Source organism: Sphaerotilus sp., assembly GCF_031429695.1.
GTDB lineage: Bacteria > Pseudomonadota > Gammaproteobacteria > Burkholderiales > Burkholderiaceae_C > Sphaerotilus.
The window spans coordinates 56,956-74,916 of the sequence record NZ_JANPAB010000034.1; the positions used below are offsets into that span (position 1 = coordinate 56,956).

The 17,961-nt window shown below is 67.5% G+C and carries 12 protein-coding genes and 3 tRNA genes; 7 read left to right on the top strand and 8 right to left on the bottom strand.

The annotated features are described in order from the left end of the window. Window positions 1-58: 58 nt before the first annotated feature. Window positions 59-3,520, top strand: a complete 3,462-nt coding sequence (mfd, locus tag RMP06_RS06610) for a transcription-repair coupling factor (RefSeq protein WP_310461022.1) — start codon at window positions 59-61, stop codon at window positions 3,518-3,520. Window positions 3,521-3,563: 43 nt separating this feature from the next. After that, on the top strand, window positions 3,564-4,286 hold the full coding sequence (serB, locus tag RMP06_RS06615) for a phosphoserine phosphatase SerB (RefSeq protein ID WP_310460982.1): 723 nt from the start codon (window positions 3,564-3,566) through the stop codon (window positions 4,284-4,286). Here the strand turns inward: serB and RMP06_RS06620 are convergent. From RMP06_RS06620 to dsbD, 3 genes are all read right to left on the bottom strand, one after another. Next, window positions 4,273-5,172, bottom strand: a complete 900-nt coding sequence (locus tag RMP06_RS06620; RefSeq protein ID WP_310460983.1) for an HDOD domain-containing protein — start codon at window positions 5,170-5,172, stop codon at window positions 4,273-4,275. The two genes, serB and RMP06_RS06620, sit on opposite strands and share 14 nt — an antisense overlap. 84 nt (window positions 5,173-5,256) lie before the next feature. Further along, window positions 5,257-5,748 carry a ribonuclease E activity regulator RraA gene (gene rraA, locus RMP06_RS06625; protein WP_310460984.1) on the bottom strand — a complete coding sequence of 164 codons (492 nt, stop codon included), beginning with the start codon at window positions 5,746-5,748 and terminating at the stop codon, window positions 5,257-5,259. Further along, complete coding sequence (gene dsbD, locus RMP06_RS06630) at window positions 5,745-7,403, bottom strand: protein-disulfide reductase DsbD (RefSeq protein ID WP_310460985.1); 1,659 nt, start codon at window positions 7,401-7,403, stop codon at window positions 5,745-5,747. Before dsbD ends, rraA begins: the two co-directional genes overlap by 4 nt. A gap of 339 nt (window positions 7,404-7,742) precedes the next feature. Between dsbD and RMP06_RS06635 the strand changes: the two genes are divergently transcribed. The 4 genes from RMP06_RS06635 to RMP06_RS06650 are packed head-to-tail and all read left to right on the top strand — an operon-like array spanning window position 7,743 to window position 11,897. Next, a complete protein-coding gene (locus tag RMP06_RS06635; protein WP_310460986.1) occupies window positions 7,743-9,098 on the top strand; it encodes a roadblock/LC7 domain-containing protein in 1,356 nt (451 codons plus the stop codon). A 27-nt stretch (window positions 9,099-9,125) separates the two neighbouring features. Beyond that, on the top strand, window positions 9,126-10,424 hold the full coding sequence (locus tag RMP06_RS06640) for a hypothetical protein (RefSeq protein WP_310460987.1): 1,299 nt from the start codon (window positions 9,126-9,128) through the stop codon (window positions 10,422-10,424). A 26-nt stretch (window positions 10,425-10,450) separates the two neighbouring features. Next, the gene (gene nadA / locus RMP06_RS06645) at window positions 10,451-11,572 is read left to right on the top strand and encodes a quinolinate synthase NadA (protein WP_310460988.1); all 1,122 of its coding nucleotides are present in this window, start codon (window positions 10,451-10,453) and stop codon (window positions 11,570-11,572) included. Between the two features lie 40 nt (window positions 11,573-11,612). Continuing rightward, window positions 11,613-11,897, top strand: coding sequence for a late competence development ComFB family protein (locus RMP06_RS06650; protein ID WP_293998756.1), 285 nt, complete (start codon window positions 11,613-11,615; stop codon window positions 11,895-11,897). A gap of 28 nt (window positions 11,898-11,925) precedes the next feature. On the opposite strand, the gene nadB is transcribed toward RMP06_RS06650, so the two are convergent. Continuing rightward, complete coding sequence (nadB, locus tag RMP06_RS06655) at window positions 11,926-13,578, bottom strand: L-aspartate oxidase (RefSeq protein WP_310460989.1); 1,653 nt, start codon at window positions 13,576-13,578, stop codon at window positions 11,926-11,928. Between the two features lie 72 nt (window positions 13,579-13,650). Here nadB and RMP06_RS06660 point away from each other — a divergent pair, with 72 nt between their 5' ends. Further along, the gene (locus RMP06_RS06660) at window positions 13,651-14,847 is read left to right on the top strand and encodes a hypothetical protein (protein ID WP_310460990.1); all 1,197 of its coding nucleotides are present in this window, start codon (window positions 13,651-13,653) and stop codon (window positions 14,845-14,847) included. 4 nt (window positions 14,848-14,851) lie between these two features. Here RMP06_RS06660 and clpB read toward each other — a convergent pair whose 3' ends face one another. The 4 genes from clpB to RMP06_RS06680 form a co-directional block, all read right to left on the bottom strand. Next, entirely contained in the window at window positions 14,852-17,455 is a 2,604-nt protein-coding gene (gene clpB / locus RMP06_RS06665) for an ATP-dependent chaperone ClpB (protein ID WP_310460991.1), read from the bottom strand. Window positions 17,456-17,563: 108 nt separating this feature from the next. Continuing rightward, window positions 17,564-17,639, bottom strand: a tRNA-Lys gene (locus RMP06_RS06670). A 50-nt stretch (window positions 17,640-17,689) separates the two neighbouring features. Further along, a tRNA-Lys gene (locus tag RMP06_RS06675) sits at window positions 17,690-17,765 on the bottom strand. A 55-nt stretch (window positions 17,766-17,820) separates the two neighbouring features. Then, window positions 17,821-17,896: transfer RNA gene (locus RMP06_RS06680), tRNA-Lys, on the bottom strand. Between the last annotated feature and the right edge of the window lie 65 nt (window positions 17,897-17,961).

Consider the following 17,961-nt stretch of genomic DNA (forward strand, 5'->3'; position numbering starts at 1 on the left):
GCCTAAAATCGCCGCCGACCTCGCTGACCGCCCCGCCGCTTCTCCCCACACCATGCCCATGCAGCTCCCCAAGATCGCCCCCGGCCACCGCTACACGCTGCCCCGCCCGCTCGGATCGGCCGACGCGCTGCTGCTGGCCCGGTTCGCGCAACAGCACAAGGCGGCCGGAAAGGTGCTCGGGGTGGTCACGGCCGAACCCGCCGATGTGCAGCGTCTGCCCGATGAGCTGGCCTTCTTCGCGCCCGAATTGCGTGTGGCCGTGTTCCCGGACTGGGAGACGCTGCCCTATGACACCTTCAGCCCGCACCAGGACCTGATCTCCGAGCGGCTGGCCACGCTCTGGCGCATCCGCTCGGGCGAGGTCGATGTCGTGCTGCTGCCGGCGACCACGGCGCTGACGCGGCTGGCGCCGCCGTCGTTCATGGCTGGCTACACCTTCCACTTCAAGCAGAAGCAGAAGCTGGATGAAGCCGGCCTGAAGGCACAGCTCACGCTTGCCGGCTACCAGCACGTCAGCCAGGTGGTGTCGCCGGGCGAATACGCCGTGCGCGGTGGGCTGATCGACCTGTTCCCGATGGGGTCGGTGGTGCCGTACCGCGTGGACCTGTTCGACAACGAGGTGGATTCGATCCGTGTCTTCGACCCCGACAGCCAGCGCAGCCTTTACCCGGTGCCGGAAGTGCGGCTGCTGCCTGGGCGCGAATTCCCGATGGACGAGCGTGCCCGCCAGGATTTCCGGGCCCGCTGGCGCGAACGCATGGACGGCGATCCAAGCCGGGCGCGCCTCTACAAGGACATCGCCCAGGGCATCGTCGGCGGCGGCATCGAGTACTTCCTGCCGCTGTTCTTCGACGAGACAGCCAGCATCTTCGACTACCTCGGCCCGGACGCCGTGCTCGCACTGCACGGTGAGGTCAACGAGACGCTGGAGCGCTTCTGGACCGAAACCCGCGAGCGCCACCGCTTCCTGCAGCACGACCCCGAGCGGCCGATCCTGCCGCCCGAAGAGCTGTACCTGAAGCTGGAAGAGTTTTTCACGCGCTGCAACGCCCACGCCCAGTTGTCGATCCGCGGCAATGAGGCCGTGGACTGGGCGCGGCCGCTGCCCGATCTGGGCATCGAGCGTGGCGGCCAGGATCCGCTGCGCAAGCTGGAAGCCCACCTCGCCCGCACGGCACGCAGCCAAGGCGAGGCGCGCTCCGCCACCCGCGTGCTCATCGTCGCCGAGAGTGCGGGGCGGCGTGAAAGCATCCTCGAACTGCTGCGTGACCACCGGCTGGAACCCGCGCCGGTCGATTCGCTCGCCGCCTTCCTCGCCAGCGATCACCGCTACGCGATCACCACGTCGCCGCTGTCGTCAGGGTTCTTCTGGACCGACGAACACGTCCAGCTCGTCACCGAGACCGAGCTGTTCGACAGCGCCCCGACCACGCGCCGCCGCCGTCGCCAGGAGGCCACCAGCGATGTCGAGGCGCTGATCAAGGACTTGTCCGAGCTGAAGGTCGGCGATCCGGTGGTCCACGCCAACCACGGCATCGGCCGCTACCAGGGCCTGATTGGCATCGACCTCGGCGAAGGCCCGACCGAGTTCCTGCACCTCGAATACGCCGACAAGGCCACGCTCTACGTCCCCGTGGCGCAGCTCCACCTGATCAGCCGCTACACCGGCGTCAGCGCGGACGAGGCGCCGCTGCACCGCCTCGGCTCCGGCCAGTGGGAAAAGGCCAAGCGCAAGGCGGCCGAGCAGGTGCGCGACGCTGCGGCCGAGCTGCTCAATCTCTACGCCCGCCGCGCTGCCCGCGAAGGCCACCCCTTCCGCTACTCGGCACAGGACTACGAGGCCTTCGCCGCCAGCTTCGGCTTCGAGGAGACCGCCGACCAGAACGCCGCGATCCACGCCGTCATCCAGGACATGATCAGTCCGCGCCCGATGGACCGGCTGGTGTGTGGCGACGTGGGCTTCGGCAAGACCGAGGTGGCGCTGCGGGCGGCATTTGTCGCGGTGACGGGCGGCAAGCAGGTCGCGATCCTGGCCCCGACCACCCTGCTGGCCGAGCAGCACCACCAGACGCTGGTGGACCGCTTCGCGCAGTGGCCGGTGAAGATCGCCGAGATGAGCCGGTTCCGTTCGCCCAAGGAGGTCAAGGCCGCCATGGAGGGGCTGGCGAACGGCACAGTGGACATCGTGGTCGGCACGCACAAGCTGCTCAGCCCGGACACCAAGTTCAAGAACTTGGGGCTGCTGGTCATCGACGAGGAACACCGTTTCGGCGTGCGGCACAAGGAGCAGATGAAGGCGATGCGGGCCGAGGTGGACGTGCTGACGCTGACCGCCACGCCGATTCCGCGCACGCTGGGCATGGCGCTCGAAGGCTTGCGCGACCTGTCGGTGATCGCGACCGCGCCGCAGCGGCGGCTGGCGATCAAGACGTTTGTGCGCAACGAGAACAAGGGCACGATCCGGGAAGCCGTGCTGCGCGAGCTGAAGCGCGGCGGGCAGGTGTATTTCCTGCACAACGAGGTGGACACGATCGAGAACCGCCGCCAGTCGCTGCAGGATCTGATCCCCGAGGCACGCATCGGCGTTGCGCACGGCCAGATGCCCGAGCGCGAGCTGGAGCGGGTGATGCGCGACTTCGTGGCGCAGCGCCACAACGTGCTGCTGTGCTCGACCATCATCGAGACCGGCATCGACGTGCCGACTGCCAACACGATCATCATGGCGCGTGCGGACAAATTCGGTCTGGCCCAGTTGCACCAGCTCCGCGGGCGCGTCGGCCGCAGCCACCACCAGGCCTATGCCTACCTGCTGGTGCCCGACATCGAAAGTCTCACCAAGCAGGCCCAGCAGCGGCTGGACGCGATCCAGAGCATGGAGGAACTCGGCTCGGGCTTCTACCTCGCCATGCACGACCTGGAGATCCGCGGCGCGGGCGAAGTGCTCGGCGACCACCAGAGTGGCAACATGATGGAGGTCGGTTTCCAGCTCTACAACGAGATGCTTTCGGAAGCCGTGCGGGCCCTCAAGGCGGGCAAGGAACCTGATCTGCTCTCGCCCACCGGCTTCTTCGGCGCCACGACGGACGTGAACCTGCACGCACCGGCGCTCCTGCCCGACGCCTATTGCCCGGATGTGCAGGTGCGCCTGAACCTCTACAAGCGCCTGGCCACGGCAGACAAGGCCGACAAGATCGACACGATGCTCGAAGAGTGCGTGGACCGCTTCGGCAAGTTGCCTGCCCAGGGACAGGCGCTGTTCGACCTGCACCGCCTGCGTGTGCAGGCCAAGCCGTATGGGGTCAGCAAGATCGACGCCGGGCCGGCAGTGATCACCATCCACTTCCGCCCGAATCCGCCCATCGACCCGATGCGCATCATCGACCTGGTGCAGAAGAACCGGAACGTGAAGCTCGCCGGCAACGACAAGCTGCGCATCGAGCGGGCGTATCCGGACGCGAAGGACCGGGCGCAGTACGTGCGGGATGTGCTGCGGGCACTGGGGCAGCCGTTGCCGGGCTGAAGCAGGTAGCATCGCGGCCTTTCCCGATCTGACGACCTGCCCGATGTCTGCTGCTCCCCGCGAATTTGCCCCCGGCCTGGTGATCCAGGGTTTCGAGCCGCCGCTGCGCCTGCGCGATTTCCAGCTCATCGCCTTCGACATGGACTCGACGCTGATCAACATCGAGTGCATCGACGAGATCGCCGACGCCGCCGGGCGCAAGGCCGAGGTCGCCGCGATCACCGAAGCGGCCATGCGCGGCGAGATCACCGATTTCAAGGACAGCCTGCGCCGGCGCGTGGCCTTGCTGGCGGGCGTGCCGGCCGGGGCGCTGGAAGCCGTCTACACCGAGCGGCTGCGGTTGAACCCGGGTGCCGAGACGCTGCTGGCTGCCTGCCGTGACGCGGGGCTGCGGACGCTGCTGGTGTCGGGCGGCTTCACCTTCTTCGCCGACCGGGTGCGTGCGCGGCTGCAAATGGACCAGGCGCGCAGCAACCTGCTGGAGATCGTCGATGGCCACCTCACCGGCCGCGTCCTGGCGCAGGACTGGGGCGACATCTGCGACGGCGAGGAAAAGCGCCGTACCGTGCTGGCCGCGTGTGCCGACCTCGGTTGTGCGCCGGCGCAGGCCATCGCGGTCGGTGACGGTGCCAACGACCTGCCGATGATGGGCGCCGTCGGGCTGTCGGTGGCGTTTCAGGCCAAGCCGAAGGTACGGGCGCAGGCGATGGTGGCGATCAACGACGGCGGGCTGGACCGGCTGCTGGAGATCGTCACGGCCCGCTGAGCACCATCTGGGTGCGGATTTCGTCGCTCCAGTCCTCGAAATCGTCGGTAGACATGCCCAGCGTGGCCAGCGCCTGGGGACCACCGCGCAGCCATTCACCGTGGCGGTTGCGCCCGCGGTGCAACTGGATCATCCGCTCGGCCACCAGCGCCAGCGCGATGAGCAGGCTGGCCGGCCGCTGCTGGCAGGACATGCCCAGCACCCGGTAGTCGTGGTGCAGACAGACCGCCTCGACGATGTCTTCGCCCGCGCCCCAGGTCCGCGCCAGCGCGGCCCCGACGACGGCATGGTCGGTGCCGTGGCGGGTACGTTCCACCTCGGTGAAGGGTCGGTAGCCCAGATTGGCCTCTGCCAGCGTGACGCGGTAGCTGGGCGCGTGGAAGCGCTGCAGCAGCACGGGAATTCCCACATCGCAGAACAGGCCGAAGGTCTGCGCCACGTCCGGTTCGACCTCGCCATGCCGCCGCGCCAGCCAGGCCATCGCCACGCTGCGCCGGTGCGCGACATCCCAGAAGCGTTCCAGCGACGGGCCATGGGCGGGCAGCACCTCGCGCAGCACCAGGGCACTGAGCAGCGCCGTGCAGCGCACGGGGCCGAGCCGTTCGAAGGCCTGCGCCACCGTGCCGCGCCCCCGGCCACGGCCAGTCCATGGCGCGTACGCCGCCTTCAGCAGCGCGGCAGACACGGCGACATCGGTCATCGCGATGCGGGCAAGCGCCTCGGTGCGCGGCGGCTTGCGGTCCAGTTCGACCCGCAGGCGCACCAGCATTTCGGGACAGGGCGGAATGCCGATGTCGGCGACCAGCGCCGACAGCATCAGCGCATCGGGCAGAGCCGACGCCACCGAGGGCGCGAGGAGGTCAGACGGGGCGGAGAGCACGTGCATAGCCGCTTTTCGGCGCCGACACCACCGTCCTGTAAACACGGTCCACCTCGACCGTGACGCACTGCACGACCTGAATCGTGGATCTCAGGCCCCGGCCACCAGGACAACGATGCCATCGGCATCCGCCACCAGCCAGTCGCCGGGCTGCACCCGCACGCCTTGAATCTGCACCACCACGTCGACCAGCCCGGCCTGGCGCCGCTCGGTCGGCAGTGGCATGGGCGCCAGCGCAAACAGGCCCACGTCGCACGCGGCCAGTTCTGCCAGATCGCGTACGCAGCCATCGACCACGACACCCGCCCAGCCATTGCGCGCCGCCGCAGCCGCGATGTTGCCGCCGATGAGCGCGCGGCGCAGCGAGCCGGCGCCGTCCACCACCAGCACGCGGCCGTGGCCCGGGCTTTCCAGCGCGGCCTTGACGGAGGTGTTGTCCTCGAAACATTTCACGGTCGTCACGGGACCGGCGAACGCCGCGCGGCCACCAAAGGAGCGAAACACGGGCGGCAGGACGCGGAACGCACCGCTGGTGTCGCCCTTGTGCAGGTCGCAGAGGTCACAGGTCGAGGTCATCGTCATGGCAGGTTCAGGTGAGACAGAAAAGTGGCGGCCGACTGGAAGCCGATGATGCGGCGCTCGGGCAACTCGCGGCCAGCCGCATCGAACAACAGGATCGCCGGCGGCCCGAACAAGCCGTAGCGGCGCATCAGCGCCTTGTCTTCGGCGTTGTTGGCGGTCACGTCCACCTGCAGCAGCAGCATCTCGCCCATGCGCGCCTTGACCGCCGGGTCGATGAAGGTGAATCGCTCCATTTCCTTGCAGGACACACACCAGTCGGCATAAAAATCCAGCAGCACCGGGCGCCCTGCAGTGCGCACCGCCTCGTCCAGTTCGGCCACGGTTCGGATGCGGCGGAACACCACGCCATCACCGGGCGTCGTGTGCATGGCGGTACCAGGCGTCTCGGCGGTCTTCCCGAACGGCAGCACCGGCCAGACCATCCACGCGGCTACCGCCAGCAACAGCACGCCGAAACCGCGCTTCACCCAGACCATCCACGCCCCCGCCTTGGGCAGCAGCGACCCCGCCGACAGCCCCACCAGCACCAGCGGCACGCTCATCCCGCAAGCCATGGCGAACAACGCCACCCCGCCGAGCACCACATCGCGCGTCTGGCTGATGTAGACCAGCGCCCCCGCCAGCGGCGCCGCCACGCACGGCCCGACGATCAGCGCCGAGACCCCGCCCATCACGAACACACCGCCGTAGCGGCCGCCCTCGACCTGGCTGCTCGCCACGTGCAGGCGGGTCTGCCACGACGAGGGCAGCTGCAGTTCGTAGACGCCGAACATCGACAGCGACAGCGCCACCAGCACCAGTGCGAAGGCGCCCAGCACCCAGGGCGTCTGCAGCGCCGCGGCCAGCCCTTCCCCGGCGAGGCCAGCCGCCACACCCATCGCGGTGTAGACCAGCGCCATGCCCAGCGCGTAAGCCACCGACAGCGCCAGCCCGCGCCGACGGGAGCTGGCAACGCCCTGCCCCAGGATGATGGACGACAGAATGGGCACCATCGGCAGCACACATGGCGTGAACGACAGCAGCACCCCCGCCAGTGCGAACATCCCGGCCACGGCCCAGAGGTTGCCCGAACGCAACACGGTGCCGAAGCGGTCGAACACCCCGCTCTCCGGCAGGGCGTCCAACGACGACGGCGATGGCGCCCCCGTGAGCGCGTCGGCAGCCAATACCCGCACCGTGCGCAAGGCTCCTGCCTCAGCGCGCACCTGCAACTGGTGTACCTGCGGCGGATAGCACAAGCCCTTGTCCGCGCAGCCCTGGTGCGTCACTGTCAGCGTGAACTGCGCCGACGCAGACTGCATGGTCAGAGGCACCTCCAGGCTGTCGTGGTAGACCTCGACGTCCTTCTGGAAGGTCTCGTCGAACTTGACCACTCCGGCCGGATAAACCGGCGGCGCCAGCACGACATCCGGTGCCACAGCACGGACATCGAACCGTTCGCGGTACAGGTAATACCCCGGTGCAACCTCGAAGCGCAGTGCCAGCGTGTGGTCGTCCGCGACCCGGGCGGTGAGGTGGAAGGCCTGCTCGGGATCGAGAAACGCCTCGGCGGCCCGGGCGGCCGGCGCACCAGCCAGCCAGACCAGTCCAACGCAAAGGCAGCACCACACCGCCCGCGCAAGCAGTCGCCATCCAGCGAAACAATTCATCGTCATCCGATCAGCCTAACCGACCAGCAGTGTGTCCTGCACGAACCCGGATTTCCACACCCAAAAGCCAGCTTGCCGCGACCTGGTTCACGGGGCATTGATCCCCCGGACAGGCGAGCGCACGCGACACCAGTTCAAACGCTTTGGCACGGCGTTCACACTCTCGCGTGCATTTTCGCTGAAACGATCACAAAATCCCGCATTTCCGGATTTCAGTTTCGTCAACACCCCTGATGACGGAATGCGTCCATTTCAGGCACTTTCACGCAAACTCAGGCCGCGACCAGCTTCAGAGACTAAAGTAGCGATGCAACCCCCCCTCTTTCCGGACGGCCCCGTCACGCGATGAACATGCTCAAGAGCCTCTTCGGCGATCTGACCCCACTGCGTGACCGTGACGCTTCGACCCGTGCGAGCAACAAGGCCGCGGCCCACGACACCGAGCAGCCCGAGTTCGCCTCCACGGCGATCATGGGCCACGAAAGCGATCCGTCCGAATCGACAGAGAACACCGACACGCGCCACCACGATGACCTGCTGGTCAGCGGCTCGCCCGCGCAGGCCATGCGCGCCCACTTTGCCGGCAGCCGCAAGGACACCTTCGTGCGGCAGAAGCTCATCACGATGTGCGACCCGTCGCACATGTGGGCCGCTTCGGTGATCCGGGCGCTGGCCGATGCGAGCGGCCAGCCCATTGAGCGCCTGAGCCTGCGCGACCAGTCCAGCCTGAACCTGATGGCCACCATCGAGCGCACCACCCTGCCCCGGCGCACGGACGACACGCTGAAGATCTACCACGCGGACATTCAGGCCGAGGGCGGCGACGCAGCCGAGGTGCAGATGGCGCTGATGGAGCGCTCGGACATGTCGGTGGTGATCATCGGTCCGATGGCACCTTCGGCCATCGACGACATGCTGTCGGATCTGCACAGCGCAACGCTGAGCCTGCACTGGCAGTGCCGCAATCTGCTGTTCATGCTGCCGGTGGGCGCAAGCTGGATGGTGCAGAAAATCGAGCGCATGGACTGGCCAGCGCAGGTGCGCGTCGAGTCGATCTGCGAGCCACTGACCAGCGCCAGCGCGGTGTGGAACCGGATGCTGGCCTACTGGCAGCGCCTGCGCTCCGAACAGGCCAGCGCCCTTCCCGCTGCGGCCTCCCCTCCCGCCGCTGTCGCGCCGCCCCCCGGCAGCGCGCCAATGCCGCTGTCGGACGCCGGCCAGCCCAGCTTCCCGGCCCTGCCGCCTGCGCGGCAGTCGACGCTGTTTGTCGCGCCCCTGGAGGCCGCCGCCGATGCCGAGGTCAACACGCCCGAGACAGGCCGGCAGCCGGTGCACCCGCGGCGCGCGCTGGCGGTACTGGATGAGCTGACCGTGCTGGACGGGCTGATCTTTGTGGCGCTGGTCGATGGCAACACCGGGCTGGTCAAGGCCAGCCCGGCGCGTGGGCCGGACATCGACCGTGCCGCATTGGCGGCCGCGGAAATCTGGAAGACCCACCGCCGCACCCTGCGCCAGCTGGGGCATTCCCGCCCCGGCGATCCGCTGGAAGAGATACTGGTGACGGCCGGAAGCCGATACCATATTCTCAGGACGCTGCGCGCTCACCCAGACCTGTTCATCCTGGCCGTGCTGGACAAGCTGCGCAGCAATCTGGCGATGACGCGCTACCGCATCATGGAGGCACAGCAGGTGCTGATGTGATGCGACCCGGCTCCTACCCTAGACACCATGCTCAGTCTGAAATTCAAGCGCACCCACACCCCCCCGCCTGACGCTGCCTGGGCCGGCCAAAGCAGCCTGCCCGCAGATCCACCGACCACCGTTCCCGTCAGTACCCGCGAACTCCGCACCCGCGCCGAGACACCCACCGCACCCCCAGTGCAGACGCTGTTCTCGCGCGATTCGGTGCAGCCGCAGCAGACGGTGGCCGTGTGGGATCCATCGGGGAGTTGGCCCGGCTTCTCGATCGCCCAGCTCGCCCTGGCCGCGCATGGCCGCATCAGTGAAATTTCGCTGATGCAGGAGCAGGGCACCGAGCCGGTCGCCCTGCTGCGCAGCACGGTGCTGCCGACGCCTTCCGGGCAGTCGCTCGGCGTGATCGAGGTAGACGCCTCGTTCGCGGACAACCGCAGCCTCAGTGTCGCGCTGACGCTGCTGGAACAGGCGGACCGCTCCGTCATCCTGGCGGGCGCCAATGGCGACAAGGATTTGATCCGGCGCATCAACGACTTCGTGCGTGCGGACGCCTGGCGCGGCCCCTCGCTGCTGCTGGTGTCGCCGGCGGACAAACCCAGCCGCGCCGACCGGCTGCGCCGTGCCACCTGGCCGCGTGGCATGAAGATGCACGTGCTGGAGCTGTTTTCTGTCAACGACCCTGGCTGGTCGCAGCAACTGATCTCGCTGGTGACCGGTTTTGCCAGCGGCGAGCCGACCGTTCCTGGCGCCATCGATGGCCCGGCAGAAACCACCGCACCCAAGGCAACTCCAGCACCTGCCATGGCCCCGTCGCCGAAAGCCGCACCGGCACCGGCACCGGCTCCCGTTCAACCGCTCTCCGCTGCCGCTCCAATTGCTGCGCCTGTAGCCGCACCGGCCAAGCCGGCGGCACCTGCCATGTCGCCAGCACTGGCGCCGCTGGTGGCGGTGTCCTCGGCGCTGCCCGATGTGTCCGCCACCGTGATGCACCGCGTGCTGCGTGTGCTGTCGATGGGCGTGGGTGTGACGGCTTGCGCCGTCGTCGCCGTCGAAGACGCGCGCCTGCTGAGCGTGCAGACCCAGTCCGACGACCAATTGACCCTGCTGGAAGGCACGGCACGGGCCGGCTGTGCGCTCTGGCGGGCACACCGCACGCTGGGCGCCGGACAGCCGCTGCTGGAACTGTCCTGGAGCGGCCCGACCCACCACCACCTCGCGCTGCCCGTGCCCAGGCAGCCGGGCCTGCTCATCCTTGCCTGCGTCGAACGCGAGTTCGGCGACCTCAGCGCGGCCCGCTGGCAGATCGCTGTCGCACGCAACCAGTGGGTCTGACGCACCGCCTCCGCTACGATTCCGCCATGACCGACGTTCAATTCGACTACACCCAACAGGACGCCTCGGGCCAGAGCTGCACCGCGCACGCCTGGGCCAAGGTGCCCGCTCCACTCACCCCAAGCCAGCGCACGGCCCTCAAGGAGCGCGCTCGCGACCTGCTGAAACAGCACAACGCCGTGCTCGTCGCCCACTACTACGTGGACGGCGATCTGCAGGATCTCGCCATGGAGACCGGCGGCTGCGTCAGCGACTCGCTGGAGATGGCCCGTTTTGGCCGCGACCATGCGGCGCAGACCCTGATCGTCGCTGGCGTGCGCTTCATGGGTGAGAGCGCCAAGATCCTGTCGCCACAGAAACGGGTGCTGATGCCCGATCTGGACGCCACCTGCTCGCTGGACCTGGGCTGCCCGCCGGACGCCTTCGCTGCGTTCTGCGATGCCCACCCGGACCGCACCGTCGTCGTCTACGCCAACACCAGCGCCGCCGTGAAGGCCCGCGCCGACTGGATGGTGACGAGTTCATGCGCCGAGGCGATCGTGCGCCACCTGCATGCACAGGGAAAGAAAATCCTCTGGGCACCTGACCGCCACCTGGGCAGCTACGTGCAGCGCCAGACCGGTGCCGACATGCTGATGTGGCAAGGCGACTGCATCGTCCACAACGAGTTCAAGGGCGTCGAGCTGGACCTGCTGCGCCGTGAACACCCACTGGCCAAGATCCTCGTCCATCCCGAGTCGCCCAAGGCGGTCGTCGATCAGGCGGACGTGGTCGGCTCCACGGCGCAGTTGCTCAAGGCCGTGATGACGCTGGACGCACCCGAGTTCATCGTCGCCACCGACAACGGCATGTTCCACCGCATGCGCCAGTCCGCCCCGACAAAGGTGCTGATCGAGGCGCCCACCGCCGGCAACAGCGCCACCTGCAAGAGCTGCGCGCACTGCCCCTGGATGGCGATGAACGCGCTGCAGGGCGTGATCGACTGCCTGGAAGGGCTGGAGCGCGGCCAAGGCGAGATCCATGTGGACGAGCCGATCCGCAGCCAGGCACTCGGCTGCATCGACCGGATGCTGGACTTCGTGAAAGCGAACCCGGCTGCGATCAGCCAGCCATCAAAAGGCTTTGTGGCGAACATCGGCGCGGCCTGAAGTACGTCAAGTTCATGGTGGGGACGCCGACATCCCCACCATGAACATCGATTTCACTTCCGTCCACAACCACTACGAACGGCCGGTGTTCGACACGGTGGTCCGTCTGGCGCCCGGCTACCCCTACCTCGACGCGGAAGCCCTGCCGGACGTGGCCTGTGTCGCGCTGAACCGGCTGGGGGCGCGCTACATCCGGCACTCGGTCGATCTGACCTTCTACCTCACGGAGAAGGAGCGCCTGGCGATGGACGAAACCATCACCGACGCCGTCACCTTCGCCTTCGAGTTCGTGCAAGCCCGCATGGCGATGCGGGCCCGCCGCTGAGCCAGCGCTGACCCCGCTGCGGCGGACCTCAGCCGCACAAGCCTGTCGGCGGCGGGCCACCTGCCAGCCGCCGGGCGCCCGCCCTGGAACCCCGCTGGCTGCGCGCCGGCCGCACCAGCACCGTTGGAAAGCTCACCGGCAGCGTGGTCGGGAAATCGCGGCTGTAGTGCAGCCCGCGGCTCTCATGCCGCATCAGCGCCGAGCGCACGATCAGGTCGGCGCACTCCACCAGATTGCGCAGCTCCAGCAGATCCCGGTTGACCCGGAAATTGGCGTAGTAGTCGTCGATCTCGTCGCGCAGCAACTGGATGCGGTGCAGCGCCCGCTCCAGCCGCTTGGTGGTGCGCACGATGCCGACGTAGTTCCACATCACCAGCCGCAGCTCGTCCCAGTTGTGGGAGATCACCACCTGCTCGTCGGCGTTCTCGACCTGGCTTTCGTCCCACAGCGGCAGCGCGGGGTGGTCCGTCGTCGGGGCCGTCATGATGGACTCGGCGCAACTGCGGCCCAGCACCACGCACTCCAGCAGCGAGTTGCTGGCCAGCCGGTTCGCGCCGTGCAGACCGGTGTAGGTCGTCTCGCCCACCGCGTAGAGTCCCGGCAGGTCGGTCTGGCCATGCAGGTCGGTGACGACGCCGCCGCAGGTGTAGTGCGCCGCGGGCACCACGGGGATCGGCTGCTGCGCGATGTCGATGCCGAGCTTGAGACAGCGCGCATGGATGGTGGGGAAATGCTCCTTCAGGAAGGTTTCGCCGAGGTGTGTCGCATCCAGCCACACATGGTCCACGCCGAGGCGCTTCATCTCGAAGTCGATGGCGCGGGCGACGACATCGCGCGGCGCGAGTTCGGCACGGGCGTCGTGGGTCAGCATGAAGCGCGTGCCGTCCGGCAGGCGCAGAAAGGCACCCTCGCCGCGCAAGGCTTCGGTGATGAGGAAGCTGCGGTCCTGCGGGTGGTACAGGCAGGTCGGGTGGAACTGGATGAACTCCATGTTGCCCACGCGGCACCCCGCGCGCCACGCCATGGCAATGCCGTCGCCGGTGGCGGTGTCGGGGTTGCTGGTGTAGCGGTAGACCTTGCCGACGCCGCCGCTGGCCAGCACGACGGCACTGGTGGCGATGGTCTCGATGCGCTGGCTGTCGATGTCGAGCACGTAGACGCCGTAGCAGCGCGGCGCGGTGTCGGTGTGCAGGTGGCGCGGCGTGATCACATCGACCGCCATCGCCCGCTCGCGCAGCTCGATGTTGGGGTGGCGCTTCACCTCGGCCAGCAACGCCTGGTGGATGGCGTAACCCGTCGCGTCGGCGGCGTGGGCGATGCGGCGCACGGCGTGGCCGCCCTCACGGGTCAGGTGCAGGCCGAGCGGGCCGTCCGGATCGGGCGAAAACGCCACGCCCTGCGCCACCAGCCAGCCCACGGCATCGGCGCTGCGCTCGGCGATGAAGCGGGCGGTGTGCTCGTCCACCAGACCGGCGCCGGCCTCCTGGGTGTCGCGCACATGGCTGTCGATGCTGTCATCGCTGCCGAGCACGCCGACGATGCCACCCTGCGCCCAGGCGGTGGCCGCCTCGCCAAGCTGCCGCTTGGCGAGCACGATCACACGCCGCTCGGCGGCAAGGTGCAGCGCCACAGTCAGCCCGGCCAGTCCGGCCCCCACGATCACGACAGGCAAGGTATCCATTTGATGGTTCCAGAGGATGCAGGGTGCGGATGATAGGATGCCCGCGCCTTTTCGTTCCCTGGAGACCACGGCATGACCCTGCCCGCCGACGGATCCGACTCCGGCCTCGACGCGTCGCCTACCCACATCCAGCGCAGCGTCGACGACCGCCTGGACAACGCCCTCGACATCGGCCGCCCGGTCGGCAACCACACCCGCGAGCTGTTCGTGTCCTGCGAGCCGGGCGAAGCCTTGCAGCAGCAGTTCGAGTACCTGCGCCCGAGCTACATCGCCCTGCACGATGTCGCCAGCCGCAGCGCACGCCGACTGCTGCATGCCATCGCGTCTGCAGCGGAACGGCCAGTGGAGCGGCTGAGCATCCGCCGGCAAAGCTACGGCACGGTGCTGGCCAGCATCGACTACGTGGACTGCCCCGCCAGCCGCGGCCAGCGTGTGCGCCTGTACAGCACCGATGTGGAAGCCGACAGCGCCACCCGCACGGCCCTCGCCCGCGTGCTCATGGCCCAAGCCACGCAGACGGTGGTCCTCGTCGGTGATGTGCCACCGCACGCCCTGAGCGACGCTCTGCAGCCACTCCGCGACGCCATGTTCCGGCCCGACTGGCACTGTGCTTACCTGCAGTTCATGCCGCTGGCCGCCAGCAGCCATGCCGCACTGGCCGGGCTGGTCGCCGCACTCGGGCCGGGCAGCGGCGTGGTGTGCCAGATCGCGCCACGGGTGAGCCGACCGGTGGAGGCATGGACCTTCGTGAGCGAGTCATGGAACCGCCTGCAAGCCGCCCTGCACCCGGAAGGCAACGGCCCGCAGCTCAGCCCGCTGGCCACCGGCCGCGACACGCTGCATGACATGCCAGATCTCGCCACCACGCCAGCCGCGCTGGCGCCGCTGGCCGCGCGTGCGCACCCGATCGAGCGGTTCGTGCTGGAAGCACACGCACTGCCCGGCGTGCAAAGCGCCTGTGTGTTCCATGTAGCAACCAGCCGCGTGGCCGCACACGCTGGAGCGGCCTTCCTCGCCAACGATCTGGCCCGCCGCGGCTCGCTGCTGCTGGCCGCGGGCAGCAGCACGCGCCGACAGTTGCACCTCGCGGGACAAGCCGACGAGGTGCTCGTGATGGGCGGAAACGAGGCGCTTGGGGTGCGGGCACTGCAGGCACAACCAGGGCTGGCCCTGCACCTGGTCTACGACCCGAGCCTCACCAGTTGGACCCAGTTGCGCCCACGCCTGATGGCGATGGACGCTGCACTGCCCAGGGCGCCAGTCCTCTGAGGCTTCAGTGGACCGTGCGGCCGAAGGTGAAGCTGCCGTCCACGCCCAGCCCGACCGGGATCACGTCCCGCGGCGCGAACCGCCCTTCCAGGATCAGCCTTGCCACCGGGTTCTCGATGCGCTGCTGGATCGCCCGCTTGAGTGGACGCGCCCCGAACACCGGGTCGAAGCCCACCTTGGCGATCTCCTTCAGCGCCTCGGGTGTCACCTCCAGCACCATCTCCATCTTCGCCAGACGCCCCTCCAGCCCCTTGAGCTGGATCGCGGCGATGGACTCGATGTTCTTCTGGTCCAGCGCGTGGAACACGACGGTCTCGTCGATCCGGTTCAGGAACTCGGGCCGGAAATGCGCCTTCACCTCGCCCCAGACCGCTTCGCGGATGTCCTCGGTCGATTGACCCGCCATCGCCATGATCAGGTGCGAGCCGAGGTTGCTGGTCATCACGATCACGGTGTTCTTGAAGTCGATGGTGCGGCCTTGCCCGTCGGTGAGCCGACCATCGTCGAGCACCTGCAGCAGCACGTTGAACACGTCCGGGTGCGCCTTTTCCACCTCGTCGAGCAGCACGACACTGTAGGGCTTGCGCCGCACGGCCTCGGTCAGCGTACCGCCTTCGTCATAGCCGACGTAGCCGGGAGGGGCGCCGATCAGCCGGCTGACCGAGTGTTTCTCCATGAACTCGCTCATGTCGATGCGGATCATGTGGTCCTCGCTGTCGAACAGGAAACCCGCCAGCGCCTTGCACAGCTCGGTCTTGCCCACGCCTGTCGGGCCAAGGAACAGGAACGAGCCCAGCGGTCGATACGGGTCGGACAGGCCAGCGCGCGAACGGCGGATCGCGTTCGACACCGCGACGATGGCCTCCTCCTGCCCGACCACACGCTGGTGCAGCTTGCTTTCCATCTGCAGCAGCTTGTCGCGCTCACCCTGCATCAGCTTGGACACCGGGATGCCGGTGGCGCGGCTGACCACCTCGGCGATCTCCTCGGCCCCCACCATCGTGCGCAGCAGTTGCGGGCCGCCCTTGCCATCCTTGCCGGCACGGGTCTTGGATTCCTCCTTGGCCTGCGCCTCGTTCAGGCGCTTCTCCAGATCCGGCAGCTTGCCGTACTGCAGCTCGGCCACACGGTTGAAATCGCCCTTGCGCTTCCATTCCTCGATCTGGTGCTTGGTGCGGTCGATCTCTTCCTTGACGTGAGCCGACCCTTGCGCCGTGGCCTTTTCCGCCTTCCAGATCTCTTCCAGATCGGCGTACTCGCGCACCAGCTTGGCAATCTCTTCCTCGATCAATCCCATGCGCTTGATGGAGGCATCGTCCTTCTCCTTGCGCACCGCCTCGCGCTCGATCTTGAGCTGGATGATGCGGCGGTCGAGCTTGTCCATCACCTCGGGCTTGGAGTCGATCTCGATCTTGATCTTGGCCGCCGCCTCGTCGATCAGGTCGATGGCCTTGTCGGGCAGGAAACGGTCAGTGATGTAGCGGTGCGAGAGTTCGGCCGCGGCGACGATGGCCGGGTCGGTGATCTCCACGCCGTGGTGGACCTCGTACTTCTCCTGCAGGCCGCGCAGGATGGCGATCGTCGCTTCGACCGTCGGCTCGGCCACCAGCACCTTCTGGAAGCGCCGCTCCAGCGCCGCATCTTTCTCGACGTACTTGCGGTACTCGTTCAGCGTGGTAGCGCCGATGCAATGCAGCTCGCCGCGGGCCAGCGCCGGCTTGAGCATGTTGCCCGCGTCCATCGCGCCCTCGGCCTTGCCGGCACCGACCATGGTGTGCAGCTCGTCGATGAACAGGATGATGCGGCCCTCGTCCTGCGCCACTTCCTTGAGCACCGTCTTCAGCCGCTCCTCGAACTCACCGCGGAACTTCGCCCCCGCCAGCAGCCCGGCCATGTCCAGCACCAGCACGCGCTTGTTCTTCAGCGACTCGGGCACCTCGCCGTTGATGATGCGCTGCGCCAGCCCTTCGACGATGGCGGTCTTGCCGACGCCCGGCTCGCCGATCAGCACCGGGTTGTTCTTGGTGCGGCGCTGCAAGACCTGGATGGCACGGCGGATTTCATCATCACGGCCGATCACGGGGTCGAGCTTGCCTTGGCGGGCGCGCTCGGTCAGGTCGAGCGTGTACTTCTTCAGGGCCTCGCGCTGGCCTTCCGCTTCAGCCGAATCCACGGTCTGGCCACCACGCACCGCATCCACCGCCGACTCCAGTGCCTTGCGCGTCAGGCCCGCACCGCGCACGGCCTGGGCGAAGTCGGTTTTCGATTCGGTCAGTGCCAGCAGCACCATCTCGGTGGCAATGTACTGATCGCCGCGCTTGGTCGATTCCTTCTCGGCAGCCTGCAGCAGGGCCACCAGCTCGCGGCTGGGCTGCAACTCACCGCCACCGACCATGGCAATGCGCGTCAGACTGGATTCGACGGCGTCGTCCAGCGCCTTCAGGTTCACGCCAGCACGTTGCAGCAGCGAGCGCGGGCCGTCTTCCTGCTGCAGCAACGCCTTCAGCAAGTGCGCAGGCTCGATGTAGGGGTGGTCCGCCGCCAAGGCCAGGCTCTGGGCATCGCCTAGCGCCTGTTGCAGCAAGGTGGTGAGTTTGTCGAGTCGCATGGGTGTCCTCCGGTTGAAGGAAACTTGAGGCGAACCCACCAGGTTTTCAAGAGCTGGCCCGGAAAGCAAAAAAGGACTCCCATTTCTGGAAGTCCTTTGGTGCATTTCTGGTGGGCCCTGAGTGACTCGAACACTCGACCTACGGATTAAGAGTCCGCTGCTCTACCAACTGAGCTAAGAGCCCGCAAATCTGGATGCGGTATTTCGCGTTCGTGCGTTCGCACAAGTATCTGGTGGTGGGTCCTGAGTGACTCGAACACTCGACCTACGGATTAAGAGTCCGCTGCTCTACCAACTGAGCTAAGAACCCCACTTGCCTAACGCATATTGCGTCAAGACCGATACTATAACACGCTTTTGGCGCTTGGTGGGTCGTGCGGGACTCGAACCTGCGACCTACGGATTAAAAGTCCGCTGCTCTACCAACTGAGCTAACGACCCGCCGCCTCTCGTCTTCACATTACTTTCCATCACCGGATCGATTTTGTTTGGAGTCGAGCCTTAGA

What these genes read in the sequence shown, in the direction of transcription:
- mfd (WP_310461022.1), top strand. Translation starts at nt 59, where the DNA reads ATGCAGCTCCCCAAGATCGCCCCCGGCCACCGCTACACGCTGCCCCGC.
- serB (WP_310460982.1), top strand. Translation starts at nt 3,564, where the DNA reads ATGTCTGCTGCTCCCCGCGAATTTGCCCCCGGCCTGGTGATCCAGGGT.
- RMP06_RS06620 (WP_310460983.1), bottom strand. Translation starts at nt 5,172, where the DNA reads ATGCACGTGCTCTCCGCCCCGTCTGACCTCCTCGCGCCCTCGGTGGCG.
- rraA (WP_310460984.1), bottom strand. Translation starts at nt 5,748, where the DNA reads ATGACGATGACCTCGACCTGTGACCTCTGCGACCTGCACAAGGGCGAC.
- dsbD (WP_310460985.1), bottom strand. Translation starts at nt 7,403, where the DNA reads ATGACGATGAATTGTTTCGCTGGATGGCGACTGCTTGCGCGGGCGGTG.
- RMP06_RS06635 (WP_310460986.1), top strand. Translation starts at nt 7,743, where the DNA reads ATGAACATGCTCAAGAGCCTCTTCGGCGATCTGACCCCACTGCGTGAC.
- RMP06_RS06640 (WP_310460987.1), top strand. Translation starts at nt 9,126, where the DNA reads ATGCTCAGTCTGAAATTCAAGCGCACCCACACCCCCCCGCCTGACGCT.
- nadA (WP_310460988.1), top strand. Translation starts at nt 10,451, where the DNA reads ATGACCGACGTTCAATTCGACTACACCCAACAGGACGCCTCGGGCCAG.
- RMP06_RS06650 (WP_293998756.1), top strand. Translation starts at nt 11,613, where the DNA reads ATGAACATCGATTTCACTTCCGTCCACAACCACTACGAACGGCCGGTG.
- nadB (WP_310460989.1), bottom strand. Translation starts at nt 13,578, where the DNA reads ATGGATACCTTGCCTGTCGTGATCGTGGGGGCCGGACTGGCCGGGCTG.
- RMP06_RS06660 (WP_310460990.1), top strand. Translation starts at nt 13,651, where the DNA reads ATGACCCTGCCCGCCGACGGATCCGACTCCGGCCTCGACGCGTCGCCT.
- clpB (WP_310460991.1), bottom strand. Translation starts at nt 17,455, where the DNA reads ATGCGACTCGACAAACTCACCACCTTGCTGCAACAGGCGCTAGGCGAT.